The organism is Myxococcus eversor (assembly GCF_010894455.1).
GTDB classification, from domain to species: domain Bacteria; phylum Myxococcota; class Myxococcia; order Myxococcales; family Myxococcaceae; genus Myxococcus; species Myxococcus eversor.
Genome location: NZ_JAAIXY010000013.1, coordinates 224,314 through 250,072, shown reverse-complemented (window position 1 = coordinate 250,072; position 25,759 = coordinate 224,314). Strand labels below are relative to the sequence as shown.

17 protein-coding genes and 1 pseudogene are annotated in these 25,759 nt (G+C 68.9%); 8 read left to right on the top strand and 10 right to left on the bottom strand.

The annotated features are described in order from the left end of the window. Positions 1–287: 287 nt before the first annotated feature. The 3 genes from G4D83_RS26140 to G4D83_RS26130 all read right to left on the bottom strand — a co-directional run bounded on the left by G4D83_RS26140 (position 288) and on the right by G4D83_RS26130 (position 4,236). Positions 288–1,613 carry a leucine-rich repeat domain-containing protein gene (locus G4D83_RS26140; RefSeq protein ID WP_163867551.1) on the bottom strand — a complete coding sequence of 442 codons (1,326 nt, stop codon included), beginning with the start codon at positions 1,611–1,613 and terminating at the stop codon, positions 288–290. 163 nt (positions 1,614–1,776) lie between these two features. Further along, the gene (locus tag G4D83_RS26135; RefSeq protein ID WP_205522711.1) at positions 1,777–2,361 is read right to left on the bottom strand and encodes a hypothetical protein; all 585 of its coding nucleotides are present in this window, start codon (positions 2,359–2,361) and stop codon (positions 1,777–1,779) included. A gap of 129 nt (positions 2,362–2,490) precedes the next feature. Continuing rightward, a complete protein-coding gene (locus G4D83_RS26130) occupies positions 2,491–4,236 on the bottom strand; it encodes a CocE/NonD family hydrolase (RefSeq protein ID WP_163867549.1) in 1,746 nt (581 codons plus the stop codon). 156 nt (positions 4,237–4,392) lie between these two features. Here G4D83_RS26130 and G4D83_RS26125 point away from each other — a divergent pair, with 156 nt between their 5' ends. Further along, the gene (locus G4D83_RS26125) at positions 4,393–4,980 is read left to right on the top strand and encodes a TetR/AcrR family transcriptional regulator (RefSeq protein ID WP_255203577.1); all 588 of its coding nucleotides are present in this window, start codon (positions 4,393–4,395) and stop codon (positions 4,978–4,980) included. 15 nt (positions 4,981–4,995) lie between these two features. Here the strand turns inward: G4D83_RS26125 and G4D83_RS26120 are convergent. After that, positions 4,996–5,307 (bottom strand): annotated as a pseudogene (locus tag G4D83_RS26120) ((R)-mandelonitrile lyase); the annotation flags it as partial. A gap of 88 nt (positions 5,308–5,395) precedes the next feature. After that, positions 5,396–6,754, bottom strand: a complete 1,359-nt coding sequence (locus tag G4D83_RS26115) for a hypothetical protein (RefSeq protein WP_163867547.1) — start codon at positions 6,752–6,754, stop codon at positions 5,396–5,398. Positions 6,755–7,211: 457 nt separating this feature from the next. Here G4D83_RS26115 and G4D83_RS26110 point away from each other — a divergent pair, with 457 nt between their 5' ends. Further along, on the top strand, positions 7,212–8,201 hold the full coding sequence (locus tag G4D83_RS26110) for a hypothetical protein (RefSeq protein WP_338041944.1): 990 nt from the start codon (positions 7,212–7,214) through the stop codon (positions 8,199–8,201). Positions 8,202–8,307: 106 nt separating this feature from the next. On the opposite strand, the gene G4D83_RS26105 is transcribed toward G4D83_RS26110, so the two are convergent. Beyond that, complete coding sequence (locus G4D83_RS26105) at positions 8,308–9,849, bottom strand: hypothetical protein (protein ID WP_163867545.1); 1,542 nt, start codon at positions 9,847–9,849, stop codon at positions 8,308–8,310. Between the two features lie 363 nt (positions 9,850–10,212). Between G4D83_RS26105 and G4D83_RS26100 the strand changes: the two genes are divergently transcribed. Next, positions 10,213–12,624, top strand: a complete 2,412-nt coding sequence (locus tag G4D83_RS26100; RefSeq protein ID WP_163867544.1) for an ABC transporter permease — start codon at positions 10,213–10,215, stop codon at positions 12,622–12,624. A gap of 568 nt (positions 12,625–13,192) precedes the next feature. Here the strand turns inward: G4D83_RS26100 and G4D83_RS26095 are convergent. The 3 genes from G4D83_RS26095 to G4D83_RS26085 all read right to left on the bottom strand — a co-directional run bounded on the left by G4D83_RS26095 (position 13,193) and on the right by G4D83_RS26085 (position 17,225). After that, positions 13,193–14,560, bottom strand: coding sequence for a tail fiber domain-containing protein (locus G4D83_RS26095; protein WP_163867543.1), 1,368 nt, complete (start codon positions 14,558–14,560; stop codon positions 13,193–13,195). A gap of 108 nt (positions 14,561–14,668) precedes the next feature. After that, positions 14,669–15,427, bottom strand: a complete 759-nt coding sequence (locus G4D83_RS26090; protein ID WP_163867542.1) for a hypothetical protein — start codon at positions 15,425–15,427, stop codon at positions 14,669–14,671. 10 nt (positions 15,428–15,437) lie between these two features. After that, a complete protein-coding gene (locus G4D83_RS26085; protein ID WP_163867541.1) occupies positions 15,438–17,225 on the bottom strand; it encodes a HEAT repeat domain-containing protein in 1,788 nt (595 codons plus the stop codon). Between the two features lie 345 nt (positions 17,226–17,570). On the opposite strand from G4D83_RS26085, the gene G4D83_RS26080 reads away from it, so the two are divergent. The 5 genes from G4D83_RS26080 (at position 17,571) to G4D83_RS26060 (ending at position 25,087) form a co-directional block, all read left to right on the top strand. Further along, positions 17,571–18,806, top strand: coding sequence for a GAF domain-containing sensor histidine kinase (locus G4D83_RS26080; protein WP_163867540.1), 1,236 nt, complete (start codon positions 17,571–17,573; stop codon positions 18,804–18,806). Between the two features lie 63 nt (positions 18,807–18,869). After that, on the top strand, positions 18,870–20,246 hold the full coding sequence (locus G4D83_RS26075) for a hypothetical protein (protein ID WP_163867539.1): 1,377 nt from the start codon (positions 18,870–18,872) through the stop codon (positions 20,244–20,246). A gap of 75 nt (positions 20,247–20,321) precedes the next feature. After that, positions 20,322–21,158: a GIN domain-containing protein gene (locus tag G4D83_RS26070; RefSeq protein WP_163867538.1), complete on the top strand. Its 837-nt coding sequence runs from the start codon at positions 20,322–20,324 to the stop codon at positions 21,156–21,158. Between the two features lie 253 nt (positions 21,159–21,411). After that, on the top strand, positions 21,412–22,992 hold the full coding sequence (locus G4D83_RS26065) for an SDR family NAD(P)-dependent oxidoreductase (RefSeq protein WP_163867537.1): 1,581 nt from the start codon (positions 21,412–21,414) through the stop codon (positions 22,990–22,992). Between the two features lie 316 nt (positions 22,993–23,308). Then, a complete protein-coding gene (locus G4D83_RS26060) occupies positions 23,309–25,087 on the top strand; it encodes a DUF4215 domain-containing protein (RefSeq protein WP_163867536.1) in 1,779 nt (592 codons plus the stop codon). A gap of 52 nt (positions 25,088–25,139) precedes the next feature. Here G4D83_RS26060 and G4D83_RS26055 read toward each other — a convergent pair whose 3' ends face one another. After that, positions 25,140–25,727, bottom strand: a complete 588-nt coding sequence (locus tag G4D83_RS26055) for a prolyl hydroxylase family protein (RefSeq protein ID WP_163867535.1) — start codon at positions 25,725–25,727, stop codon at positions 25,140–25,142. Between the last annotated feature and the right edge of the window lie 32 nt (positions 25,728–25,759).

Genomic DNA, 25,759 nt, shown 5'->3' with positions numbered 1-25,759 from the left:
CAGCTCCCCCCGCTCGCAGGGGCGCCCGCTGGGCGACATGGACAGCGAGGCACGCGCCTCCGGCACGCTCTCGCGATGAACAGGCGGCACCCCCCAGCCACACGGTCCGCGCGATGACCTCAGCCCAGAAGCCGCCAAGGCCCTTGCTGGAGTCGCCTCCTCACGTGAGGGGGCCGCCCCCGCTGACCAGGCGACTCCCGCCCCTGTGCATCGACCTCATGCAAGAACAGCTCATGGGCCGCCGTCATCAATGCCTCCCGCGCTCGCCTGCGCGTGGCATCGGCGGCTCAGTAGCCCACGTGCAACCGGCCCGGAGGCAGCGCCGCCTCCAGTCGCTGCGCTTCCGTCGCGGGAAACTTGTCCAGGCCCACCTTGAACTGCTTGAGGCGCGCGAGCGGAGTGAGGTCCGCGGGCAGTTCGGGTACCTCGCCCTGGAAGAAGCCGGAGTGGGTCAGCTTCGGCATCCGGCCCAGACCCTCCACCAGCGCCCGCAGCTTCTCCGGCGGCGTCTTGAAGAAGCGCCACCACCAGAGCTTCTTGAGCTTCGGCAGTCGCGTCAGCACCTCCGGGAAGCCGTCCAACCCCTTGGCGTCCAGGTACAGCTCCTCCAGGGACTCCAGCTCGCTGAACTCATCCGGAAGACGGGTGAGCTTGTCGCAGTAGCGCAGGCTCAGCTTCTTGAGCACGGGAAGCCGACACAACTCCACGGGCAGCGCGCCCACCGGCAAGCTCTCCAGACTCAGGGAGCGCAGCGCTCGCAACTCACCGATGCGCGGTGAAATCACCTCGATGGGATTGGAGTCCAGCGTGAGGCCTTCCAGCCCCGTGAGGGAGAAGACCTCCTCGGGAATGACCTTCAGCTTCTTGAGCGAGAGCCCGAGCCGAGGCGCCTTCTCTCCCTTCGCCACCTTCTCCTTCGCGGCGGCGATCGCCTTCTCCACCGGGCCCAGCCGCGTGTCAGCCAGGACGGGCTTTCCCGCGCGCAGCATCGCGCGCAGCGCCCTTCCGTCCAGCGTCGAGTCGAAGACGCCGTCCTCGTCCTCGTCCTCGTCCTCGTCCGTCCACGCCCCCGGAAGCAGCGCCTCATGCGGCGCCAACGTCTGACGCGGCTTGCCCGGCGCGGTGAGCTTGCTGCCCACGAGGACGTCCACGTCGAGCGCGCCTTTCACGTGGAGGTGGTGGTGCTCCTCGACGAGCACCCGGGCCTTCAATCCGCCCCCCACCCAGAAGACGTCGTCGCCCAACGAGTCTCCGAAGAGGAGCCCTCGAATCCGGACGTCGCCCGCGATGAACATGGCCGAGAGCGTCACCACGTTCTCCACCTCCAGGTCGCCCAGGACGACGAGGAGCGTGTGGTCGGCCGCGTGTCCATCCTCCAGCAGCCCCTTCAGCCTGAGGCTTCCGGAGACGACGAGCGGCCGGGGCCCGACAACCAGCGTGTCCGCCTCCAGGTCACCTTCGTGGAAGAGGACGCCTCCATCCGTGACGCCCTTCCACCAGGAGGACAGCTTCTGACGCCACTCGGGCGTCGTGGCGGTCTCCACTTTCGACCAGGCTTCCCGCTCGGAGACCTCACGCCCCCAACTCGTCACCGCACCCTGCTTCGCCGCCATGTCCCTGAAGCTCCCAGCGAAAGTTTCCCAGCGCGGGCATCAGTTCATGAACGATGGCGGGCATCAACTCTCCGCTCCCCCAGCGCCCTGCCCTCCAGGCCCCGGAACGACAAACACAGACGCGGCTGGCTTCGCGTCTCACCGGGGCCACCCTGCCCGTGCGTCAACGCCTCGCCCGCGCCGCGGCGACAATCCAGTTCCTGAACTCAACGGCGAGGTGCTGGCGGTGCTCCTCGAGGATGTCCTCCGGGCAGGCTGCGGGGAAATAGCAGGTCAGGTTCGCGTTGAAGCCCTCATCGGTGTCGCCGAACTGGGTCAGCACCCGGCCAACCAGCGTGCCGTCCGCCAGGTGCATGGCGCCGAGCCTGCGGAACGGGTAGTCGGACTCGGGCAGCAATTCGTTGCGCACCTCCGTGGCCCAGCTCGGAGCCGTGTCGAAGCCTGGAAGCACGACTCGGCAGACATGGGGGCCGAGATTCTCGACGATGGTCACCGTCCAATCCGCGTTGGGGGCAATCACGTAGTGTTCCGGTTCGCCCGCCAAGAGCACGTTCTCGTCACTGAAGCTGTTCTCGAGCCAGTGTACGAACTGCGCGGCCTTGAGGCCTCGAACAGCCAGCACGGTGGTGCCGGAGATGAACTTCCCCGCGGAGGCCTCGGCCCTCTCGCGGAGGAACGCGTTGCCTGCCTTGATATCTTCGCCCAGAAGGTCCAGCAGTCCTTGCCGCCCGATGCGGGCCTTGAGCAACGCGAGCGCCCGGCGTGCGACGACGAGCTCGAAGTCATCGACCCCACCCGCAGAGGTGGGCCCTGACACGAGTTCGACAGCAAAAGCCGTCGTCTCTCGTGGGCCCGTTCGTTCTTGGCTGGTCATTCTTCAGCTCCTCGCCTGGACGGGCAGTTGCAGGTAGGAGGCGTGCTCGCCGCCGGTGTGGATGACGTGCCGTCCGCTGTTGGCGGGGGTGTACTCGCGGATCGCGGGCATCATCGTTCCCAGAAGGCTCCTGCCGCTGATGACGAAGCGGAGCTGTTCGCCGGGGTGGAACGCGAGGCCCATCGGAAGCAGATCGATCTCGACCTCGACGACCTCACCGGGCGAGAGCTTCTCGATTCTGTCGAAGCTGTGGGCGGGCACGGCGTCGGTCGACAGCGTCTCGTCCAGGTGGCGCAGCGAGACACGGAGGCGTCCGTCCGAGCCCTTGTACCGAAGGATTGAAGCGCCGCGTTCGGTGACGTCCTGCACCAGCGCGCCCTGGTTGGGCACGGTGAACTGCTGCAGGGGCGTGCCGTACGCATCGAGCTTCTGGACGAGGACGAAGAGGTCCATGTCGTCGGAGCCACGCGCCTCGACCCAGAGGTGCGCCTTCGGGTAGCCGACCAGGACGGTCTCCGTGTCGAAGCGCGTGATGAACGACACCACATCGGGGTTGGAGCTCACGTCGTAGCTCGCCGTCGCTTCACCGGTCGGTGCTGTCGTGGTCAACGAGCGCGAGCGGCCATCGAGGTAGTACTTCGTCGGCGCGACGCCCTTTGGAGGGAACTCGTCAGCACCGACTCCGACCTGGTCGCCACCTTGGAGATCAAGGACGGAGTACCGGACGCGCGGCGTCTGCTCCCACCCGTTGTCCTCACCCTTCAGGTAGCGGTCGAAGAAGCGGCGCAGCTCCTCCCTGTTCGCCTCGTCGTAGTAGTCGGGCCACTCCTGGGAGTTGTGGATGCGGAGCCACTTCTCCTTCGAGGCCATCCGGCGCCAGGCGCGGAACGTGCCCGCCGTGTGCAGGGTGTTCGAGTAGCTGGCCACGACGTATGCCGGAACGGTGATGCGGTCGAAGCGCGGGATCTTCTCCTCCCACAGGTCCGTCATGAGGGGATACCGCTCGGCCTCCGCGAGGAGGTCCTCCTTGCGCCCCTTGCCCCAGTAGCTGTTGTCCTGCAGCTGCCTCGCGAACCCGGTGTCGGGCATGCCGCCGCGCAGGACGAGGTCCCGGTAGACGTCGCTGACGCCCTCCCACGGGTTGATCGCCGCGAGGTGCTGGGGCTGTTCGGCGGCGGTGAACCACTGCGACACCGCGAGATAGGACGTCCCGCTCATCGCGACCTTGCCGGTGCACCACTCCTGGACGGCCAGCCACTCAATCAGGTCGTGACAGTCGCGGCCCTCCTGGCGATCCCAGACGACGCTGTCCCCCTCGGAGTCGACCACGCCCCGAATGTCTGGATTGCAAATCGCATAGCCCCGCGCGCACCAGTACGCCGGGTCCGGCCCCTCGAACTTCTCCAGCCCCGACACAATCCCGTTGTCGAGCCCGACCATCTGGAAGATGCCCATCACGCTCGGAGAGGTCCCCTGGCCCTTCCCGTATGGACTCCAGGCCACGATGACCGGCACCTTCCGCGTGCCGGCGGGACGAAGCACATCGACGTAGATCTTCACGCCGTCCCTCAAGGTGACGGCGACGTCCTTCTCCAGGACGATTTCGACCGGCAATGGCTGGAACGGGGGCGCGAGCCGGAATCCGACTGGCAAGGTCCGGGTGCCTGGAGCAAACCCGCTCAAGACGCCGTACCTGGCACCCGGAGCCAACGGCTGGGACGGTACGAACACCTTCTGGTCATCACTCATGACGAGCTCCTCGTGTCTCTTCAACCAGGGACCGGCCCCGTGTCGGTCCTCGTCCTTCGGGCCTCGGACATGGATATCCGCACTCCCGACACCCTTGCTATAAAGAACGAACATTCTGTTTGTCAAGGCAGTCTCAGGTGTGGATAGGCTGCTGTCATGCCCAGGCTGAGCGAAGGTTCGAGGCAGCGGCGGCGCGAAAGCATCGCGGCTGCCGCCATGCGCTGCTTCGCTCGTCAGGGCGTCGCCGGCACCTCGATGGCGGACATCATCCGTGAGGCGGACTCATCCGCCGGCTCGGTCTACTCGCACTTCACGAGCAAGGTAGAGCTCCTGCGCTTCGCGGCCTCGACCGCGCTGAGCGAGTTGGTCGCGACCGTGAGCGACGAGCTCCCCGCGGAGCGCACGCCTGCCAGCGTCCTCGCGCACCTGCTGCGGTCGAGGAGCGACAAGGCGCACGCGCAGACCCTCCTCCAGATATGGGCGGATGGTCCTCGCGACGCGGAGATTGAAGAGATTGCACGGGACAGCGTGATTGAGTTTCGCGCACTCGTGCGGACGGCATTGCTGCCCTGGTGTCAGGAGCCCGCCCGCGCGAGAAAGAGGCCTCCAGACATCGCGGCGGACGAGATTTCCGACGCCATCGTCACCGCCGTTCAGGGCTACGTGGTCAGAGTCAGCATCGACCGCAAGCTCGACAGTGAACTCGTCGCGAGCCGCCTGATATCCGTCTTCGAGAAGGTCTGACCCCGCGTCCCGCGCTCAGGGTCGAGCGTTGTATTGCGCGTCGGTGACCTTCTCCAGCCACTCGACGCTCTTGCCATCCAATTGCTCCTGGATGGCCAGGTGGGTCATCGCCGTGGTGGGGGATGCGCCATGCCAGTGTTTCTGTCCGGGAGGCGTCCAGACGACATCTCCAGGCCGAATCTCCTCCACCGGCCCGCCCCACGCCTGCACCCGGCCCACCCCCGCCGTCACCACCAACGTCTGGCCCAGCGGATGGGTATGCCACGCGGAGCGAGCGCCGGGCTCGAACGTGACGTAGGCACCCGCGGTGCGCGAGGGAGCGCTCGGCTGGAAGAGGGCATTTTCATCTCAGCATCCTTTCGGGCGCAAAGCCCCTATTAGACGCGACCGACGCGATAGGCCCTGAAGCCTCGCTTCACAACAATGCCGGAGGCTCCGTCACGGCGGGCGGCGGGCTCGACAGGCTGTGCAGCCTGATGAGCTGGAAACAGGAGATGACGGCACAGAGGAGAATGAGGGCGCCCATCAGGTACCACCCGATGAGGAAGATGACGGCGCCGAAGAGGAGATTGAACGGGAGGGCAATCCAACCGGGGATGGGGCTCCGCGTGAGCACCAGCAGCCCGGCGAGTCCCAGGAGGGGAGACACGAAGCACAGCCCCCCCAGCATCGAATGGAAGGGCTCTCCCTTGGGCGAGGCCATCGTGGACTGGACGCCCACCACCACAAGCAGCACCGCCGCGACACTTTGGGTGATGGCCAGGTCCCGCAGCAACTCCCAGCGCAGGACGGTGGGCACCTTCTCTCTCGCGCGACAATCAGCGCAGTGCGTTCGCTCGGACGCGAGCGTCTCTGGCAGACAGGCTTCACAGAAGAACCCGCCGCAGCGAGGACAAGTCTGCACCTCTTCCACCCGAGGGTGCCGGGGGCAGCGCGCCGTCGGTTCCTCGGGGGAAGGCTCATCCATGCCAGCGGAGAGCGCCTGGAACACCGGCGGCGCGGGCGCTCGCGTCGCACCGGCGAGCGAGGCGAGACACCGGGGGCAGAACTCCGCGTCGCGAGGTGCCACCGCGCCACAGGCGCAGCGCACGCGCTCGGCGTCCTCGACCGCACCCACGGCCTCGGCCCAGCGCGCCGTGTCCAGGACCTGACCGGCCTCCCAGATGACCGCGCTGCCGGGCTCGGAGTCCCGCGTGAAGAGGCCGGGCTTGACGTCGGCGAGGAAGCCCTCCGGCATCGCGCGCGCCGCGTGACGCCGCGTCCCCGGCTCACCAGGCCCCAGGCCCATGGACGGGGCCAGGGTGACAGCGAGAGCGGGAAGACCGACACCCGTGGTGGCCAGCACACCGGCCCTGAGGAGCGTACTCGACAGCGGGCGGGCCACGGGCCGGACCTCCACCTGCTCCAGCGTGTCGAACAGGCGCCAGGGAGGACGCACCCGCGTGGCGTCCTCGGGAACAGGCGCCTCGACGAGGAAGAGCAGCTCCTTCACGTCGGCCTCGAGGCTCAGCGGAAGAACCCACCGCAGCGCCTTTCCCCCCTCCAGGGAAGGGAGGCTCCCGCGCCACACCTCCCGCCGCGTCGCGGCTTCGACGACGCGCAGGCTCATCGACGGCGGCAAGGGCGTGAAGGCCGCCTGGAGCCAGATGACGGCGCGCGCCTCGGTGCCATCCACGGCCCGGAGGACCGGTTCCACATGGAGCTGGACCCCCCCGAACTCACGAGGCTGCCGCCCGAGCGCATCGAGGATGTCCGGCAGAAGGCTCTCGTCCATGGACGGAAGGCAACAGCAGCCGCCCGCCAAAAACAACGGGGGAACACCGACTCCCGGAGGCACAGCCACCCTTGACTCCGATGGCGCACAGGCAAGCACATCGGATTCCAGGTCCCGATGGACCTCACTCCGGGTGCGCGCTGCAATGCCAGAATCCCGCGCGCCACCCGCATGAAACATGTGTCAACTGTCATCAAGCATGTTCCTGAACCCAGGGACGGCACGCGTACTCAAGAAGACGCGACATGTGACAGAGTCGTCACCTTGCTGGATTTCCAGAGGGACCGCTGTGCCTGGAAACCCGTCATCGTCGTGGCTTCTCCGTGAACACAAAAACACTTCTGTCCCGGGAATTGTCAGCAACCCGTGTTACTGGTGTATGGAGCCGCTGTCTCACTGTCGTCCCCCCGAAAACAGGAGTTCCCAGATGCGTCGTCTCGGGTCAGTCGTTCTGTCCATGAGCCTCTTCGTCGGCTGTGGTGTCGCCGAAACCGAATCGCCCTCTCCCGCGCCCGTGCAGAGCGAGCAGCAGCAGGCGCCGCTCACCGCCTCCGACGTGGACGTGGCCCCGGAGTGCCAGGGCATCCTCACGTTCGTCAACACCGCCACCTTCGCGAAGCTCGACCAGTACCTGCCGAGCAACGTGGCGACCAACATCGTTGCCCGTCGCGCCACGGCGAGTTTCGTATCCCTGGCGGACCTGTCCTCCGTCTCCCTGGTCGGCGAGGCCCGCCTGGCGCAAATCGAGAGCGGCGCGCGCGCCGAGGGCGCCATCACCAGCACCTGCGTCGGAATCATCGACCAGCTCGCCGTCTCCGTGGATGACCAGGCGGAGCTGGTCTCCCTGGTGAACAGCATCAGCGACACGGAGCTGCACGACGTGCTGCCGTACGCCTGGAACGGCGCGGTGAACCTGCTCAACCAGCGCCCGTACGCCTCCGCCCACGCCATTGGCGGCACCACCGGCATTGGCGCGGTGAGCCTGCGCAACCTCCGCAACGCCGCCACGCTCAGCAAGCCGCTGGAGTCCCTCATCAACGCGGTCAACGCCCTGCCCCAGCCGGACCACGGCGCGAAGATGGCCCGTCACTTCAACTGGTACGACGTGCTGGGTGACCGCTACTACCACTTCGGCATCCACGAGTGCTTCGGCTTCGAGCCGGGCGAGTCGCCGTTCGACGCCCCCCTGCGCGCCACCCCGGCGGACGCCGCCGAGGTCCGCGGCAACTTCCTGAGCGCGCTGAACTTCGCCAACCGCAACAACCAGCTCAACCCCACCACGTACACCCACGGCGTCAACAACCTGAACGCCCTCACCGAAGGCCGCTCCTTCAAGGGCTGCTACTTCGGCTACGCGAATGACCCGTGGAGCGGCAACAACGTCGCGTTCTTCGTCGACACCGTGTCTGGCTTCAGCCTGATGACGCGGACCTACTGGAGCGAGTGATTCCCGCCCGCTCCTGAAGTCAGCCCCAGGTTCCTATCAGGAGCCTGGGGTTTTCATTTTCGGGCCCGGCTGTCGCGGGGGGCGCGAGGAGTGCCGTCGTCTGCGCCTATGGTCCCGCGTCGGGCGACACGCAGGCGTTGCTCAAGGCGGTGGACCAGAGCTGGCTTGACCGCGTCTCGTCATACGCGCCGAAGAACACACGCGAGCCCACCTTGAGGAACCCGTAGGGATAGGACGACGGGTTATGCGCCTCGGTGGAGATGTTCTTCAGGCGCCGCGTCCCGCCCGGAGTGCCGTTGCTCACCCAGGGCTCCACGCCGATGCCGCCATCCTCGAGCGAGCTGAAGAAGACCAGGTCATCCGACACGGCGACGAGCGGAGCGCCGTACTCGTCCGACAGGCTCATGGGCCGACGCAGCAGGGTGGTTCCCGCCGCGGTGCCATCCGTCACCCACAGCTGCGTGTCACGCACCCCCGGACCGTTGGTGCCGATGTGGACGGAGAAGAAGAGCTTGGAGCCACCCGGGGCCTTGCTCACCTCGTTGATGAAGGGGAGCGCCACGCCCTGCGAGGCGTAGGCGTTGGGCAGGCTGACCACGGACGTCGGATTGCCGCCCGCGAGCGGCACGCGGTAGAGGACCATGTACTGGGTGGTCACCGACGTGGTCGTGACGTAGGCCCAGGAGCCCAGCGCCCCCAGAATCTCCACGACTCGCGAGGAGCCGAAGGACGCCAGCCGCACGGTGCCCGCGGCGGTGCCATCCGTCTTCCACAGCTCCTGCAGCCCGGAGGACTCGCCCAGGATGAACAGGGTGCTCTCGTCCGAAGACTCCACCGAGCGGATGAAGGCCTGCGCTCCGGAGGTGAGCTTCTTGAGCCGGACGGTGCCCTGCGTGGTGCCGTCCGTCTTCCACAGGCTGGTGCCCGCGCCGGACAGCTCACGCACGAAGAAGAGCAGCGCGCCGCCCGCCTTCGCGTCCAGGTAGCTGACGTCCATCTCCGTGCCGAAGTCGCGCAGGCGCACCGTCCCCGAGGACGTGCCATCCGACCGCCACAGCTCGTAGCGGGTGCTGGGGGACGTGGTGCCGTCGTACGTCTCCTTGAAGAACACCAGCGCGTCGTCCACCGGCGTCAGGTGGCTCAGCGAGGAGTGGTCCGGGCCGGGTGTCAGGTCCTTGACCAACGCGGTGCCCGGGCCCGTGCCGTCGCTCGCCCACAGCTCCATCCCATGCGCCGAGTCCCCCGCCATGAAGAACAGCCGGGAGGGCGTCGCGGTGAGGTTCGTGACGACGGGCCAGAACGTCCCGGTGGAGTTCGGGAGGCTCTTGACCTGGAGGGTGCCCGCCTCGGTGCCATCGCTCTTCCACAGGGCGCGGCGGCCGTCCTCGAAGTTCACCGCGAAGTGGAGCGTCCCCCGGAAGTCCTCGAAGGGACCGGGGCCCGCCGAGAAGAGGGCACTGCCCAGCTCGGAGGGAGGCAGGATGGCCTTCACTCGCTGGGTGCTCGCCTCCGTGGGGAGGCAATACGACGCGTCCAGCCCCTGCTCCACGTCCGCCGAGGAGGCAGCCGACTCTTCCTCGGGCAGTGCTCCCCCGCAGCCCGCCCCCACCACCAGCAACGACACCATCCACCCACCGCGCCACGACATGCCGCCCCCTACAGGAAAGACTGGGAGGGAGGGTGTGTCCCATGGTGCCCGGTGCAAAGTGCCCGCAAGACCTACCTTGCTCGCCTGCTTGGAGGGACAGCGCGTGCGGTGGGATTCGCACCTTCGCGTCAGGCGGGCTTCGGAGCTTGTCCACTCCACACGTGGGGCGCATGCCCCTCGTGCCGGTTGCTCACGCACCCTCGTCGAAGTGCTTGAGCCGCGAGGTGGCGCGTCCGCTTCCGGGAAGCGCGCGTGCCACATCCGGACAGCTGGGCGCGACGAGCGGGGACACCCTGTCGGACAGGACGTCCCTCCTTCCCATGGAGTTCATGGCGCTAGAGTTGCACCAACGCCACCGCCCCCATGTCCTCGCTCCTCCAGGAAGTTCGGCTGTCGCTGCGTCGGATGCTGCGCGAGCGCGCCTTCACCACGGTGGTGGTGACCACGCTCGCCCTTGCCATCGGAGCGACGACAGCGGTGTTCAGCGTCGTCTATCAGGTGATGCTGCGCCCGCTGCCCTACACCGAGCCCGAGCAGTTGGTGCGGCTCTACCAGTCGAGCGCGCAGCGGGAGCGGCTGGGGGTCAGCCACCTCATGCTGCAAGCATGGCGTGAGCACGTCCGCGCCTTCCAGCAGGTGGAGGGTCTGGCCCTTTGGGACCGCACGCTCACGGGGGATGGCACCGCGCCGGAGCGGCTGCGAACCGGCCGCGCGACGGCGGGGCTCTTGTCCATGCTCGGCGTGCAGCCGGTGCTCGGCCGCGCCTTCGGACAGGAAGAGGTGGCGGCGGGGCAGGACGATGTGGTGCTGCTCGGCCACGGCCTCTGGCAGCGCCGCTTCGGAGGAAGGCCGGAGGCGCTGGGACAGAGCCTGATGCTCGATGGCAGGCCGCACACCGTGGTGGGCGTGCTGCCGGCGTCCTTCCGCTTCGCACCCGACGTGGACCTGTGGAACCCGCTCGTGCTGGAGCCCGTCTGGGAGGCCCATCATCCCGGGGACGTCACGCTGCGAGCAGTAGGTCGCCTGAAGGCGGGGACGTCGTTGGACACCGCGCGGAAGGAGTTGGAGGGCGTGGCCGTGCGACTGGCCCAGGAGCCTGCGATGGCGGGGCAGGCGTTCGGGGTGCGGCTGGTGCCACTGCACGAGCTGGTGGTGGAAGGGGCGCGCGAGCGGCTGTGGCTCTTGTCCGGCATCGTCGCGCTGGTGCTGCTCGTGGCCTGCGCCAACGTGGCCAACCTGCTACTCGCGCGGGCCAGCGCACGCGAGCGCGAGGTCTGCGTGCGCGCGGCGCTGGGCGCCGGACGGTGGCGGTTGGCCAGGCAGTTCCTGGTGGAGAGCGCCCTGCTCGCCCTGGCGGGTGGTGGCATGGGACTCCTGCTCGCGCTGTGGGGCCTGGACCTGCTGCGACTGCTCATCCCCCCGGGCGTGCTTCCTCCCGAGAGCGTGCGACTGGAGTCTCATGTGCTTGTCATCGCGCTCGGCGTGTCGCTGTCCACCAGCCTGCTGTTCGGCCTGGTGCCGGCGCTGCGCGCGGCGCGGGCGGAGGCCCTGGGCGCGCTGGGCGTGGCACGTGGAGGACGAAGCGTGACGGGCACCGGGCGACTGCGGGCGCTGCTGGTCGTCGCGCAGGTGGCGCTGGCGCTGGTGCCCCTCGTCGGAGCGGGACTGATGCTGCGCACGCTGCGAGCACTGCATGAGGCGCCGCTGGGCTTCGAGCCTCACGGCGTCATCGCCACGGACGTGCTGCTCCCTGGAAACAAGTACGAGGACGACGCGAGGAAGCGACTCGCGCTCTCCACGCTCGTGGAAGACGTGCGGACGCTTCCCGGGGTGTCCTCGGCGGCGCTGGCCAGCACCGTGCCCTTGTGGGGTCGCAACGGGGTCAGCGGCGTGCTGCTCCCCGGCGAGTCACCAGCCGCCGCGGACACGCGAGAGCTGGCCACGTTCCGCACCGTGAGCGAGGGCCTCTTCGAGACGCTGGGAATCCCGCTGAAGGAGGGGCGTGCCATCGCGGACACGGACACCGGGAGCGCGCCCCAGGTCATGGTGGTCAACGAGACCTTCGCGCGCCGGCACTTTCCAGACGGGCAGGCGCTGGGTAAGCGGGTGAAGTTGACGATGGACGGCGAGGACTACCGCGAGGTGGTGGGCGTGGCGCGCGACGTCCGCCACGGCTCCGTGGGCGAGGCGCCCCACGCGGAGGTCTACCTCCCCATGAACCAGTTCCCGGCGCTGTACATGGTGCTCGTCGTGCGCTCCTCGACGCCGCTGGACGCGCTCGTCCCCGCGCTGCGCGAGCGCTTCCGCGCGGTGGACCCGGACCTGCCGTTGGGTACCGCGCGGGCGCTGGAGGACGTGGTCGACGCGAGCCTCGGCCCCACGCGTGTCATGGGAGGACTGCTGGCGCTGCTCGCGGGCCTGGGCCTGTCCCTCGCCGGCGTGGGCCTCTACGGGGTGGTGGCGTATTCAGTGAGCCAGCGGACCCGCGAGCTGGGCATCCGCATGGCATTGGGAGCGACGGACTCCCAGGTGCTCCGGCTGGTGGTGGGCCAGGGAGCACGACTGGCGACCACGGGTGTGGCGGTGGGCATGGTGGGGGCCGTCCTGCTCGCGCGAAGCCTGTCGGGAATGCTCTACGGCGTGCACGCCTTCGACGTGGCGACGTTCCTGACCGTCCCCGGCCTGCTGGGAGTCGTGGCGCTGCTCGCGAGCTGGCTGCCCGCGCGCCGCGCCCTCCAAATCCCACCCAGCGAGGCCCTTCGCTCGGAGCAGTGAAGACCGAACCTCAGACGCATTCCATGAAGTCGTTGCAGACGCACTGACCCCCCAGCGGACGGCACTGAAAGAAACAAGAGCAGTCCTCGTTGGTGCAGATGTTCTGACACGACTCCAAGCCCGCCTCCGCCTGCGCCGGCTGAAGCACCCCCAATGCGCCTCCGACAACGACGCCCACGACAAAGACCCACTTCTGGAATCCCTTGCGCATGACAAGCCTTTCGATGGGGACGGCGGCGTCAAGGCTAACACAATCCAGCAAGCCTCCCGCCCCCGCACCAGGTCCTCCCGCGTCCGCCCCCCTCTCACCCGAGGCCGCATCCAGAAGGGCCCCGGCGCGACGCCAATCACGAGGAGACCTGTCATCCAGTACACATCGGATGAACCATGTGCGACAGCCCGCACCCATGTATTGGATTGAAAGCAAGCCGTTCTACGTATGTTCCACTACTTGGGGATGATGGATGTGACACAGCCGTGCTCACGGGAGGGGCCCGGCCTCCCGGAGGGCCCCCGTGTTGTCCCCTGTGTCCGTGGCGACGCGGACCGGGTGCTCACGCAAGAGCGTTCAACGCGTGCGGGGCATGGCTGACTTCAGCTCCGCCACGCTGCGCTTCAGCTCGGCCAGCTCCGCCTTCAGCGCGTCGACCTCCGCGTCACGGACGTGAAGCTCGCGCGTGCGGCGCTCCAGCGCCTGGATGGCGGCCATGTTCACCCCATCGATGTCGAGCATGCCGATGCTGGTGTCATCCGTCCCCAGGCCGAAGGCCGCCCGGAAGTCCTGGGCCACCGGCCCCAGGTGACGCACGCCCGAGGCCTCTTCCTTGTAGCGCCAGGTCTCCACGGGGAGCCGCGCCACCTTCGCCAGGAGCTGCTCGCCGTCGACGTGGCGGAAGTCCTCCTTCTGGTGACGGTCCGACGTGCAGCTGAACACACCGGAGCCCGCGGGCAGGTTGCAGCCCGTGGTCAGCGCGGCATTCGTCCGCAGGAAGACGCCGCCCGCGGCGCGCACCATGAACTGGTTGTCCAGGGTGTTGCTGGCGACGGTGGTGGTCGACTCGTCTCCCCAGATGAACGAGCCCGTGCGGCCTCCCGACGTCACCCGGTGCCCCAGGGCCGTGCTGTAGTCCGCGTTGGCCGAGACGCGGTATCCCACCGCGATGGAGCCCTGTCCCGTGGCGCTGTTGGTGTAGCCCATGGCCACGGAGCCGAAGCCGCTCGCGATGGAGCTGGCGCCACTCGCGAAGCTCGCCGTGCCAGACGCCTGGTTCTGCGAGCCGAAGCACACCGCCACCGTGCCGCTCGACAGACACTGGTCGCCGAAGGCGAAGCCCCCGTACGCGCTCGCCCGGGACTTCGTGCCACCTGCCCAGGAATACATCCCCAGGTTGGCGTCATTCCATTCGTCGTCCGCATAGCCCGCGCGAAACGCGGCACGCGAGGGAGCCCACATCAGCCGGTACCCCTTGCCGCTCATCGGGACCGCGCCGACGCCCAGCTCGCCACGCGCCAGCAGTCCGCCCGCCGAGTCCACGGTGAAGAGGGGAAACGCGTCCCACATGAGCGTGTCAGCGACGGTGTTCGTCACGCGCAGGAGTGGCGCGGGAGTGGTGACCGCCGCCGCCCCGTCAACGAACATGCCGGACTTCGCGGTGGCCGCGCCCGACAGGGACAGCGACGCGTCCTGGGGCTGCGTCCCATTCTGGATGTAGCTCCCATTGCCGGGCAGGGGTGCACGCGCATCCGTGAGCCGGGGGTCATTGCCCTCCGCCACCGTCCCAGGCCCCGAGCCGTACGCGACGCTGACGACGTTGTCGTCAACCAGCCGGAGTCCCGAGCCCACCTCCCAGTTCTTGGCGGGGGGCGTGTCGGAGCCACAACCCACCGAGCCCAAGGCGATACATCCCAATGCGACGAACAGTGTCCCGGTCCTCATGCGTCTCCCGTTCCCGATGGCCTGCGCCGGGTGAACGCACTCAACCTCAAGCCTTCGCGGGTGGGGGGCATTTCCCACCCCGGGTCAACATGACACGCACCGCGCGATTCAGCGCGCGGGTGGGACGCAGCGGTTCAAGTCATACGGCCGGCTCCGCGCGCACCAGTCGGGCCGTCCGGAGGACGCCCAGGAGAGGACGAGGTCCGGTGCGCCTCCACCCTCGATGGAGCCGGGCCAGGTCTCCACGAGTTGGAGTCCGTCCTTCTGGCTCCAGCGGTACAGCTCCGGCGGCCCGTCCCGCTTTTCGGCCTCCAGGGCGAACGCCATCGTATGTCCGGGCCCGCACAGGACGCGGGGCGCGGCGCGCAGTCCCTTGTAGACGACGACACGGCGGACCTCCGTGTCACTCTCGAACCACACCAACTCCAGGGTGGTGCCCTTGTAGCCCTCCCCCTCGAAGTGCGCCAAGGGCGAGATGACAATCAGCTCCGAGTCATCGCACCACTCCCTGTCCTGCGCGAACACGGGGAAGCGGCTGAGAATCGCTCCGGACCGGGTGTCGACAAGGATGTCGGTGCCGTCTCGCATGCCCACGAACGCCCGCTTTCCGGTGGGGCTGGGGGAGGCGTTGCCCACCTCCGGGATGCGCACCGAGCCGACCGTCAGGACGGAGTCCGTCCGACAGGAGCCGCTCTCCCAGTCGAGCACCTCGCAGGTCCGCACGTGGGTGATGACCGCGGAGCCCACCGTCTCACTGCGCACGGACTCGGTCCGTCTGCACCTGCATCCCGCGGCCATCAAGACGACGAGCAGGAAAGCCGCATGGCGCATGGCGCCGCTGGGACGACGAGACGAGGTGCGGGACATGGAGGAGACTCTAGCGCACGTCGAAGCAATAGAAGACCCGAGGGTGTCCAGAGCCCGTGAGCACGTCGGTGTGCAGCTCCAGCCGGTAGCAGGGTTGCTCTCCCTGCTCCGAAGCAGGCCAGGTCGTGCGCTCCACATGGAACGCGGTCAACAACTGCGGCGTGCCCGGCCGTCGCAACCGGAGGTGGCCGACATCGACGGAGTAGTCATGGACCTGGACCTGCTCCTCCAGGTCGATGCTCTCCAGCTCCCCTTCCCGATAGAACACCAGCCGGTCCGAGACGGGATACCAGTCGGGGTCCCTCACCCACGTGGCGAACGCCACACCCAGTCCCGCCGGGTCGAACAGCTCGCGCTCCGGGCGCTCGTCGTCCTCCACTCCCGTCCGGTCCTGCTCCAGTCGCGAGAGCGCCAGGCGAACTTCCGCGCGCACGTCGCGCCGCGGCTCCGTGGCCTCCAGCGCGAGCAGGTCGGAACGCGCCTCCGACACCAGTCGTCGGCCCAGCGCGCGCACCGCCTTCAACCGCACCTCGGGCTCGGGGTCCGAGAGCGCCTTCACCAGCGCCGCGTCCACCTCCACGCCGGCCCTGTCCGCGAGCACCCCCGCCGCCGCCGAGCGCACCCTCGGGTCCACGTCTCGCGTGAGCGCCACGGCCAGGTCCTCATCAGCCGCCGACGCCGCGCCGGTGAGCGCGAGCGCCGCCTGGGAGCGCACCTGCCAGTCCGGGTCGCCGCGCAGCAATCCGCGCAGCGGGGCGAGCGCCCGCGATGCGCCGACAATCCGAGGCCACGCCACCACCGCCGAGGTTCGCACGCGCGCGGACGCGTCCTGGAGCGCCGCCTGGAGGACCGGTTCCCCGTCTCGTGCGCCCAGGGCCCCGAGCGCGGTGACGAGGGAGGCGCGCTCCTCCGCGTCGGTGGCGCGCCGCGCTTCGTCGATGAGTCGCGGAATCGCCGCGCCACAGCCGAGTTCACCGATGGCGAGGATGGCCATCTTCCGGAGCTGCGGAACCGGGTCCTCCAGCAGTGGAATCAGCGCCTCGAGCCCCGCCGTGGTTCCCCGTCGAAGCAGCGCCTGGAGCGCCCGCATCCGCACGGTGGGCGAGACATCCGCGAGCATGGCCAGGAACGGCTCCTCGAAAAGCGTGTCGCGCGGGGTGAGGGCCTCGACGGCCGCGACGCGCACCTCCTCGTCCACGTCCTGGAGCGCCGCCACGAGCGCGCGGTCCGCGGACGGACCCTCCACCGCCGCCATCGCCGCGACGGCAGCGACTCGGATGGACGGCAGCTCATCCGCGAGCCCCTGACACGCGAGGGACAGCCACTCCGGCGTCGCCTCCTCACTCGCGACATCGAGCAGGGTCAACCGCTCGGACTCCGACACGTGGGCATAACGCTCCCCCAGCAGCGCGCCCGCGGCGGAGGTGTCGATTCGCGCGAGGGACTCCATGGCCTGGCGCCGCACCGTGCTGTCCACATCCGCCAGGACCTGGACCAGCCGCCCCCAGGCCACCTGTCGGGGCGCGAGGGCGAGCCCCCGTGCAGCCATGGCCCGGACTTGCGCGGACCCATCCCCCAGCGCGGAGAGCATGAGGTCCTGGGCCTCGCGAGCCTCCAGTCCCCGCATCGCGAGCAACACCAGGACCCGCTCCAGCTCCTGTCCGCCCGAGAGCGCCGCCCGCGCCGCATCGACCAGGTCCGTGCGAGCCCGCAGCCGCGCGATGCTCTCGGTGAAACCACCTGTCTTGGACTCCGCGAGCTGGCGCACCAACTCCGACGTCGTCAGGGGCTCGCTCATGGCCACCCTCGGATGAGACCACCGGCGGACGCTGGCCCGCACTCTCGCCCCGGAGCTGTTCGCGCTCGTGCCACGTACTCCCCCCTGGCTCCGTGCCCTCGGAGCGAGAGTGTAACCCCTCGCTCCCTCGGCGGGACTCAGGGGTTTCCACGAGGCGGGCCGCCTCCCCCTGGCTCTGGCGCCCCGCACCCACCCAGGCACCGGGAGGGAGACAGTCCGTCGTCCTCCCTGTCAGCAAGGAGGCGATCGCACACAGCCCCACCCGGATGCGGGAAGGGCCTCGCGCCCGTGAGCAGGCACCCCAGTCAAAGAATGATGAGTGAGGGCACCGCTGTTCCTCTTCACATGGCCGCCGATGACAGCACCCTCGCAGGTCCGCCACCGCTCGCGTCGGCGGCCCAGCCCGTCGGCCTCACCGCGGACGTCCAGGCCATCGCGCGCATCGATGCCGTGAAGACGGTGCTGCGCGTGCTGCTGCAGACCACGGGGCTGCGTCTGGCCGTGGTGGCGCGCGTCACGGCCCAGGAGTGGCGGTGTTGCGCCGTGCTGGATGAGATGAACTTCGGCCTCAATCCGGGCGACACGCTGGCCATCACCACGACCTTCTGCGACACGGTCCGCACCTCGGCGACGCCGCTGCTCGTCAATCACGCGAGCGAGGACCCCCGCTTCTCCGACCACCCCGCGCCCAAGCTCTATGGCGTGGAGAGCTACATCGCCGTGCCCCTCTACCGCGGGGACGGCTCCTTCTTCGGCGTGATGTGCGCGCTGGACGCGAACCCCGCCCTGCTCGCCGACGACAAGCTCGAGGTCTTCCGCCACCTCGGAGAGCTCATCGGCCATCAGCTCGAGAACCAGGACGAGTTGGAGCGCAGGGATGCGCAGCTCTTCAGCGCGAAGGAAGCGGCGATTCTTCGCGAACAATTGATTGGCATCGTCAGCCACGACCTCCGCAACCCGCTCAACGCCATCCTCCTCTCCGCCTCCACGCTGGTGCGGCGAACGGACCTGGACGAGCGGGCGCGCAAGGCCATCCGACGCATCGTGGACTCGGCGGACCGCGCGCAGCGCCTCATCCGGGACCTGCTGGACTTCACCCAGACGCGCATGGGCCAGGTGCTGCCCGTCAATCGCCAGCCCATGGACCTGCACGAATTGACCCGGCAAGCGGTGGACGAGGTGCAGTCCGTCATGCCGGAGCGGCTGGTGGAGGTCGAGACACGGGGCGATGGGAATGGCGCCTGGGACTCGGACCGCATCGCCCAGGTGATTCACAACCTGCTCTCCAACGCCGTGCAGTACAGCCCGCCCGACGCGCGCATCCAGGTGCTGTGCGAGGGAGTCTCCCAGGAGTTGGTGCTGCGAGTGAGCAACGCCGGGCCACCCATTCCCATGGACGTGATTCCCACCCTCTTCGAGCCCATGCGGCGCGGCACGGAGCACGGAGCGGAGCGGCGCAGCATCGGCCTGGGCCTCTTCATCGTGGACCAGATTGCCCGGGCCCATGGAGGCCGCGTCGAGGTGGACTCCACGCAGGCGCGCGGGACGACGTTCAGCATCCACCTTCCGCGCCGCGACTGACCGCCACGCCCGAGCCCTCGCAATCGGGAATCGCGTCCAGGCGTGTGGGCTATAAGGCGCGCCATGGAGTCAACGCCGGCCCACCTCGCGCCCTCACCCACGGACCCCTGGCGGCTGCCTGTCTTCTGTCTGGCGGCGGCCTTGGTGCTGGCCCTGACGCTCCAGCTCACCAATGGCACGCTCCGCGAGGACTCCCTTCGAGGCCTCACCCTGTGCCTGGGCCTGAGCCTCTTCGCGGTGGTCGGCCCGGGCCTGCGCCGTCCCTGGACGTGGGCGGAGCCGGTGCTCGCGCTGCTCGTGGGCGTCGCGCTGCTGTTGCAACTCCAGGCCCTGCTGTCGGACTACCCCGCGGCCTCGCTGCGGCTCAACGGCCCCTGGCCCTTCGCCCCCTTCCATGAGCGCCTGGCCACCGCGGCGCTCGTCTCGGGAGCGCTGCTGGTGGGCCCGGAGCGACTGCGCCAGGTGGGAGTGCCCGTGCTGTTGGGGGTGTACCTGCTGCTGGGAGGATGGATTCTCCGGCATGCCCCGGCGCCTCACATCGACGTCTTCGTGTTCCAGGTCCAGGGCGCGGACGAGCTGCTGCGCGGCGGCAACCCGTTCGCGATGACCTTCCCCAACATCTACGGCCATTCGCTCTGGTACGGGGACGGGCTGGTGAAGGACGGGCGCCTGTTGTTCGGCTTTCCCTATCCGCCCCTGAGCCTGCTGTTCGCGACACTCGGCCGCGCGCTGGCGGGAGACCCGCGCTGCGCGCAGCTCATGGCCACGGCGCTGGCGGCGGGCTTCATGGCCTATGCGCGCGGCGGACGGCTGGGCGCTGGCGCCGCGGCGCTCTACCTGCTCACCCCGCGCGGCTTCTTCGTGCTGGAGCAGTCCTGGACGGAGCCGTTCCTGGTGATGCTCCTGTCGGCGAGCATCTTCTGCGCCCTGCGATTCCCTCGCGCCCTCCCCTACGTCTTCGGGCTGATGCTCGCCGTCAAGCAGCACACCGTGTTCCTGGTGCCGCTGGCCTTCCTCCTGGTGCCCGAGCCCCGTCGACTCTGGGGCCTGCTCTGGCGCGCGGGAGCCACCGCCCTGCTCGTGAGCCTTCCGTTCGCCCTGCCAGACGTGAAGGCGTTCTTCCACAGCGTGGTGGCGCTGCACGTACACCAGCCGTTTCGCACGGAGTCGCTGAGCTACCTGGCGGCGTGGGTGGTCCGGGGACATCCGCCCCCTCCGCTCTGGATTCCGTTCGTCGCGGTGGCCGTCGTCCTGGGCCTGAGCCTGTGGCGCGCACCCCGGTCCCCCTCGGGCTTCGCCGCCGCCACGGCGCTCACGTACGCCACCTTCTTCGCCTTCAACAAGCAGGCGTTCTGCAATTACTACTACTTCGTCGTGGCGACGCTGTGCGTGGCGGTGGCCTCCGCGCGGCTGCCCTCATCGGAAGTCGCGGGCCGGTGACAGTTTCTCGCGGGCGCGGTGTTCCATCCGCGGCGCGTGAGCGCGCGCGACTCTCAACGGAGGCAGGATATGTGGATGCGCATGGCCGCGTGTGTACTCGCGGCGGGGTGGCTTGCGGGGTGCAGTGACTTCGACGTGCACGGCAACGGTGACACCGTCACCGAGGAGCGCCAGGTGGAGGCGTTCCAGTCAGTGGTGCATGAAGGCTCGCTGAACGTCGTGGTGCGCGAAGGAGAGACGGCCAGCCTCAAGGTGACGCTGGACTCCAACCTCCAGGACAACGTGCGCGTGTTCAAGGGCCCGGATGCGTCCCTCGTCATCACCACGGACGGCAACCTCCACCCCAAGGGCACCGCGCGGGTGGAAATCACCGTGCCGCGGCTGGTGGGCGCGACGCTGGAGGGCTCGGGCTCGATGACGGTGGAGGGCTTCATCGGACAGTCCGGAGAGCACGTGCGGCTCGAGTCGACGGGCTCGGGAAGCGTGCGCTACTGCGGCGGAGCCCGCACCGTGGAGGCGAAGGTGGAGGGCTCCGGCCGGGTGGTGATGTGCATGCCGGACTCCGTGCTCGTGGAGCGGGCGGATTTCTCCCTGTCGGGCTCCGGAGAGCTGAGCTGGCTGGGCGCCGCGAGCGACGTGCACGTGACCAGCGAGGGCTCCGGTCTGGTGAGGCTGCGGGGCACCGCCTCCCGGTTGAGCGCGAGGATGGACGGCAGCGGCGACCTGGAGGCCCGTGAGCTGCGCGCGGTGGACCTGGACCTGGTCTCCGAGGGCTCCGGCGACGCGAGCGCCACCGTCGAGGGCGGCACGGTGAATGTCTCCCTGGACGCATCGGGCAACGTGGACCTGTGGGGCTCCGCTTCCGTGCGCTCCATCCGCGTCAATGGCAGCGGCCGGGTCAACTGGCACTGACCGCCCCGGGCGTGACGGCGGTCCACCCGTCCGGGCCGCCGCGCCTCGGGCGGCCCGCTCGCTGACCAGGCCCCTCGCCCCCTCCGACGTCGAGGTCGCCAATGGAGGGCCGCCGGAGAGGCGGTGGAGCCCCGCGCCGCGCCCAGGGTGGTGGCCCCAGGTCCCGGGGAGGCCCGCTCGCCTCCTCTCCGGGCGGGCCCTCCGCCACCGCCGGCCTTTCTTCGCGGGCGCCTCCGGGATATTCACCGCGAGAATGAAGGACGCAGAGACCTCGTCGCCCGCACTCCCCGCTGATACCGAACCCACGGAACTGCCCTCGCTCTCGGTGGAGGAGGTCCGTCGCTGCACCCAGCTCCTCGAGGCCGCGGCGCAGGACCGCATCCTGCTCACGCGGCTCCCCGAGGAGGACAAGCTCGCTCTCCTGGTCGCCGCCGGCCGCCTGGTGCACCCGGACCGTGGGGCGAAGACGCGGTTGGAGAAGGCCTTGCGGCGTGAGCGCCGGATGGAGAAGGAGACCAAGGACCGCGAGGTCCGGGCGTCCACCCGCATCCGACTGATGCGCCGGGCGCCCGTCCTCAACGTGCCCCTGCTGCCGCCCCCGCCCGAGGAGAACCCGGGACAACTGCTCGAGACGCCACGCAAGTGCTACGTGTGCAAGGCGGAGTTCCGGCAGCTGCACTTCTTCTATGACTCCATGTGCCTGGAGTGCGCGCACTTCAACTACGCGAAGCGGACCCAGCGCGCGTCCCTGGAGGGCAAGGTCGCGCTCATCACCGGCGCGCGAGTGAAGATTGGCTTCCAGGCCTCGCTGATGCTGCTGCGCTCGGGCGCCACCGTCATCGCGACGACGCGCTTCCCCCAGGATGCGGCGCGGCGCTACGTGCTGGAGCCGGACTTCGCGAACTGGTCCCACCGGCTGCACATCCACGGGTTGGACCTGCGGCACGCGCCCAGCGTGGAGCTGTTCGCCACCTACGTGGAGCAGACGCACCAGCGGCTGGACATCCTCATCAACAACGCGGCGCAGACGGTCCGCCGTCCTCCGGGCTTCTACGCGCACCTGCTCGAGGGTGAGCAGCTGCGCATGGACCAGCTGCCGGAAGCCGCTCGCCCGCTGCTCGCCGGACACCAGGCCTGCATCGCGACGGTGGCGCCCGCGCTCGGCGCCGGCACGACGGATGCGTCTTCTCTCGCGACGAACTGGCGCAGCAGCGACCCCGCGCTGGGCATCCACTCGTCCGCCGCGCTGTCGCTCCTCCCCTACGCCATGGAGCAGGAGGGCGACACGCGCGCCCTCTTCCCCCAGGGCCGGCTGGACGCGGACGAGCAGCAGGTGGACCTGCGCCACATGAACTCGTGGCGGATGAAGCTGGCGGACGTGACGACGGCGGAGATGCTGGAGGTCCACCTCATCAACGCGGTGGCGCCCTTCATCCTCTGCGGCAAGCTCAAGCCGCTGATGGCGCGCGAGCGCTCCTCGCCCGGCCACATCGTCAACGTGTCCGCCATGGAGGGCAGCTTCTCGCGCGGGACGAAGACGGACCGGCACCCGCACACCAACATGGCGAAGGCCGCGCTGAACATGATGACGCTGACGTCCGCGGCGGACTACGCCAAGGACCGCATCTACATGAACGCCGTGGACACCGGCTGGGTCACCGACGAGGACCCGGTGCAGTTCTCCGAGCGCAAGGTGCAGGACCTCGACTTCCAGCCGCCGCTGGACATCGTTGACGGCGCGGCCCGCATCGTGGACCCGGTCATCTTCGCGGAGAACACCGGCGAGTACGCCTGGGGCAACTTCTTCAAGGACTACCGCCCCACCGCGTGGTGAGCCAGTAACCGCTTCGCCCGGGAGCAGGGCCCTTACCCCGCAAGCAGGGTACGCCGAGCCCGCTCCCTGGGCCTCGCGGGAAGTACGTAGCCTCCACACCGGCATACCGCCCGCCGGGGCGACGGATTGGGGGTAACACCTGTTACCGTGCTACGCCTCCGCGGTTCCCGGCGAAGGCGCGCGCAGGTGCGACCCGCCGGACGAAGCGCGGGGTGAGCACACATTGATGTCGGCACGACGAGGCATCATCCCATCACGCCTGGCGTCCAATGGCTCTCAAGCCCGGCGTCCACCTCCACTGACGTCACAAACACCCATGCCGATGACTCGTGTGCATTCACGGCCGCTGAGCGCCCTGCTCGCCGCCCTGTTCCTCACTCTCTCCGCGTGCGGAGACGACGACCCTCCCCCCAGAGAGGACGCAGGTCCCTCCCTCCCGGATGCGTCCAATCCAGACAGCGGCACGCCCGACAGCGGTGGCGATGCGGGCACTCCGGACTCCGGAGAGGACTCGGGCACGCCCTCGGATGGAGGCCCTGGTGACGGCGGCGGCTGCCCTGGCGGCACCTTCTCCTTGGACTCCTGCCCTCCCGACGATGGAGGCCCTGGGCCCCAGCCTGAACCCGATGCGGGTCCTGTCGACGCGGGAAGCCCCGGCTGCGGCGATGGCACGCGCGAGCCTCCCGAAGCCTGTGACGACGGCAACACGACGAACAACGACGGCTGCGCTTCGAGCTGCGCCCTGGAGCCCGGATGGGTTTGCCCGGTGGACGGGCGCGCCTGTCTGGCCGCGGGGTGTGGCGACAACATCCTCGCCGGCGACGAGGAGTGCGAGGACGGCAACATCGTCCGGGGGGATGGCTGCGACAACGCCTGCCGCCTGGAGCAGGGCTACAAGTGCCCTGTCATTGGCCAGCCTTGCAGCCCCACCACCTGCGGCGACCAGGTCGTCGAGGGCACCGAGCAGTGCGACGACGGCAACAACAACACGGGTGACGGGTGCTCGCCGCTGTGCGTGAAGGAGCCTCGCTGCACCGACGGCGTCTGTGAGGCCACGTGCGGTGACGGAGTGATGCTGCCCGGCAGCACCGCCGAGGAGTGCGACGATGGAAACACGCGCGCCCATGACGGCTGCTCGCCGACGTGCGGCCTGGAGCCGGGCTTTCTCTGCCAGTCCATCGAACAGGAGCCGCCCGAGGTGGTGGAGCTCCCCATCGTCTACCGCGACTTCCGAGGCTACGACCTGCAGGCCACGGGCCCCCTGCCGCGAGGGCACATCGACCTCCAGAACAAGAACGGCCAGGAGACGGGCATCGTGAAGAACCTCCTGAATGCGGCGGGAAAGCCCGACTACGCGAAGGAGGGCGTGCCCTCCACCACGACTCACGGCGCCACGGCCTTCGCCCAGTGGTTCGTCGACACGAACCTCGTGAACAGGCCGGTGGTCGCGAAGCTGTTGCTCCACCGGCAGCCGAATGGCTCGTACCTCTACGACCAGTCGGGGTTCTTCCCGCTGGACGGCCTGGGCTGGGTGGCCGCCGGGCTCGAACCGCTGCGCAACGACTCTGGCACGCCCGTCCGGCAGCGGAACTTCAGCTTCACCAGCGAGACGCGCTACTGGTTCGAGTACAAGGGCACCGAGGTCCTCGACTTCCGGGGCGACGACGACATCTGGGTGTTCGTCAATCGCATCCTGGCGCTCGACATGGGCGGGGTCCACACGGCCCAGGAGGGCACCGTCTCCCTGTCGAACCATGCCGCGCGGCTCGGGCTCAGTCCCGGCGGTATCTACGAGGTCGCGGTGTTCCAGGCCGAGCGCTACACCACCGGGTCCTCGTACCGGCTCACCCTCAACAACTTCGCCACCCGCCGTACCGCGTGCGTCAGGCTTTGCGGCAACGGAAGGCTCGACGTGGGCGAGCAGTGCGACGACGGAGTGAATGACGGCGGCTACGGACAATGCGGACGGGGCTGCGTGCTGGGGCCTCGCTGTGGGGACGGCACTGTCCAGGTCGTGTCCGGCGAACAATGCGATGACGGCAACGTCCAGAACGACGACGGCTGCGGCGCCACCTGCAGGGTGGAGTTCGGCTGAAGCGTGAATGCCGCCGGCTCCGGGGCCTTCGGGCTCCGGAGCCGGGCGTGCCTCATGCGCGGATGCGCCGGTACATCAGGTCCGTGCGCAGCACGTACTTCAGGCCCGCCGTGACTTCCGCCCCCTCGTGGTACAGGTGGTGGTTGAAGAGCAGCGCGGCGCCCGTGCGCGGCGTCACGGAGCGCCCGAGGTAGAGGAAGTTCGTCGCGCCTCCATGCGCGCCGTCATTCAGGTAGACCATGAAGGTGAGCAGGCTTCGCTCATCGCGATGCCGCACGAAGGCCCCGTCGAAATGCGGGGCGAAGTATTGCCCCGCCTCGTAGCGGTAGCAGCGCAGACGCTCGTTCGTCCCACACAGCTCCCACTCGCGCTCCAGCCGCGGTGGGACGTGGGGCTTGATTCGCTGGAACAGCAGGTCCGCCAGCTCATGGTCGTCGAACATCACCCGGGTGTTGTTCCGGATGTCGGGCCGCATCACGAAGCCAGCGGCCGTGGTGATGGGCGCCGCCGTCGGCCCGGCCTCCTCGATTCGCGCCACCAGCGCCCCGCACTCGTCGCCGTTGAGCAGGTCATCGGCGGTGATGACCAGCGGGTTGCGCTCATCCAGCTCTTCATCAGGGTCCGGAAGCAGGGGCGTCATGGGCGTGGATGTGATTCCAGGCGCCTTGAAAT

Bases quoted from the DNA above. Each gene is read 5' to 3' on its own strand.
- G4D83_RS26100 (WP_163867544.1), top strand. From the start codon at position 10,213: ATGTCCTCGCTCCTCCAGGAAGTTCGGCTGTCGCTGCGTCGGATGCTG.
- G4D83_RS26085 (WP_163867541.1), bottom strand. From the start codon at position 17,225: ATGAGCGAGCCCCTGACGACGTCGGAGTTGGTGCGCCAGCTCGCGGAG.
- G4D83_RS26125 (WP_255203577.1), top strand. From the start codon at position 4,393: ATGCCCAGGCTGAGCGAAGGTTCGAGGCAGCGGCGGCGCGAAAGCATC.
- G4D83_RS26080 (WP_163867540.1), top strand. From the start codon at position 17,571: ATGGCCGCCGATGACAGCACCCTCGCAGGTCCGCCACCGCTCGCGTCG.
- G4D83_RS26070 (WP_163867538.1), top strand. From the start codon at position 20,322: ATGCGCATGGCCGCGTGTGTACTCGCGGCGGGGTGGCTTGCGGGGTGC.
- G4D83_RS26140 (WP_163867551.1), bottom strand. From the start codon at position 1,613: ATGGCGGCGAAGCAGGGTGCGGTGACGAGTTGGGGGCGTGAGGTCTCC.
- G4D83_RS26095 (WP_163867543.1), bottom strand. From the start codon at position 14,560: ATGAGGACCGGGACACTGTTCGTCGCATTGGGATGTATCGCCTTGGGC.
- G4D83_RS26110 (WP_338041944.1), top strand. From the start codon at position 7,212: ATGAGCCTCTTCGTCGGCTGTGGTGTCGCCGAAACCGAATCGCCCTCT.
- G4D83_RS26055 (WP_163867535.1), bottom strand. From the start codon at position 25,727: ATGACGCCCCTGCTTCCGGACCCTGATGAAGAGCTGGATGAGCGCAAC.
- G4D83_RS26065 (WP_163867537.1), top strand. From the start codon at position 21,412: ATGAAGGACGCAGAGACCTCGTCGCCCGCACTCCCCGCTGATACCGAA.
- G4D83_RS26105 (WP_163867545.1), bottom strand. From the start codon at position 9,849: ATGTCGTGGCGCGGTGGGTGGATGGTGTCGTTGCTGGTGGTGGGGGCG.
- G4D83_RS26075 (WP_163867539.1), top strand. From the start codon at position 18,870: ATGGAGTCAACGCCGGCCCACCTCGCGCCCTCACCCACGGACCCCTGG.
- G4D83_RS26130 (WP_163867549.1), bottom strand. From the start codon at position 4,236: ATGAGTGATGACCAGAAGGTGTTCGTACCGTCCCAGCCGTTGGCTCCG.
- G4D83_RS26115 (WP_163867547.1), bottom strand. From the start codon at position 6,754: ATGGACGAGAGCCTTCTGCCGGACATCCTCGATGCGCTCGGGCGGCAG.
- G4D83_RS26060 (WP_163867536.1), top strand. From the start codon at position 23,309: ATGCCGATGACTCGTGTGCATTCACGGCCGCTGAGCGCCCTGCTCGCC.
- G4D83_RS26090 (WP_163867542.1), bottom strand. From the start codon at position 15,427: ATGTCCCGCACCTCGTCTCGTCGTCCCAGCGGCGCCATGCGCCATGCG.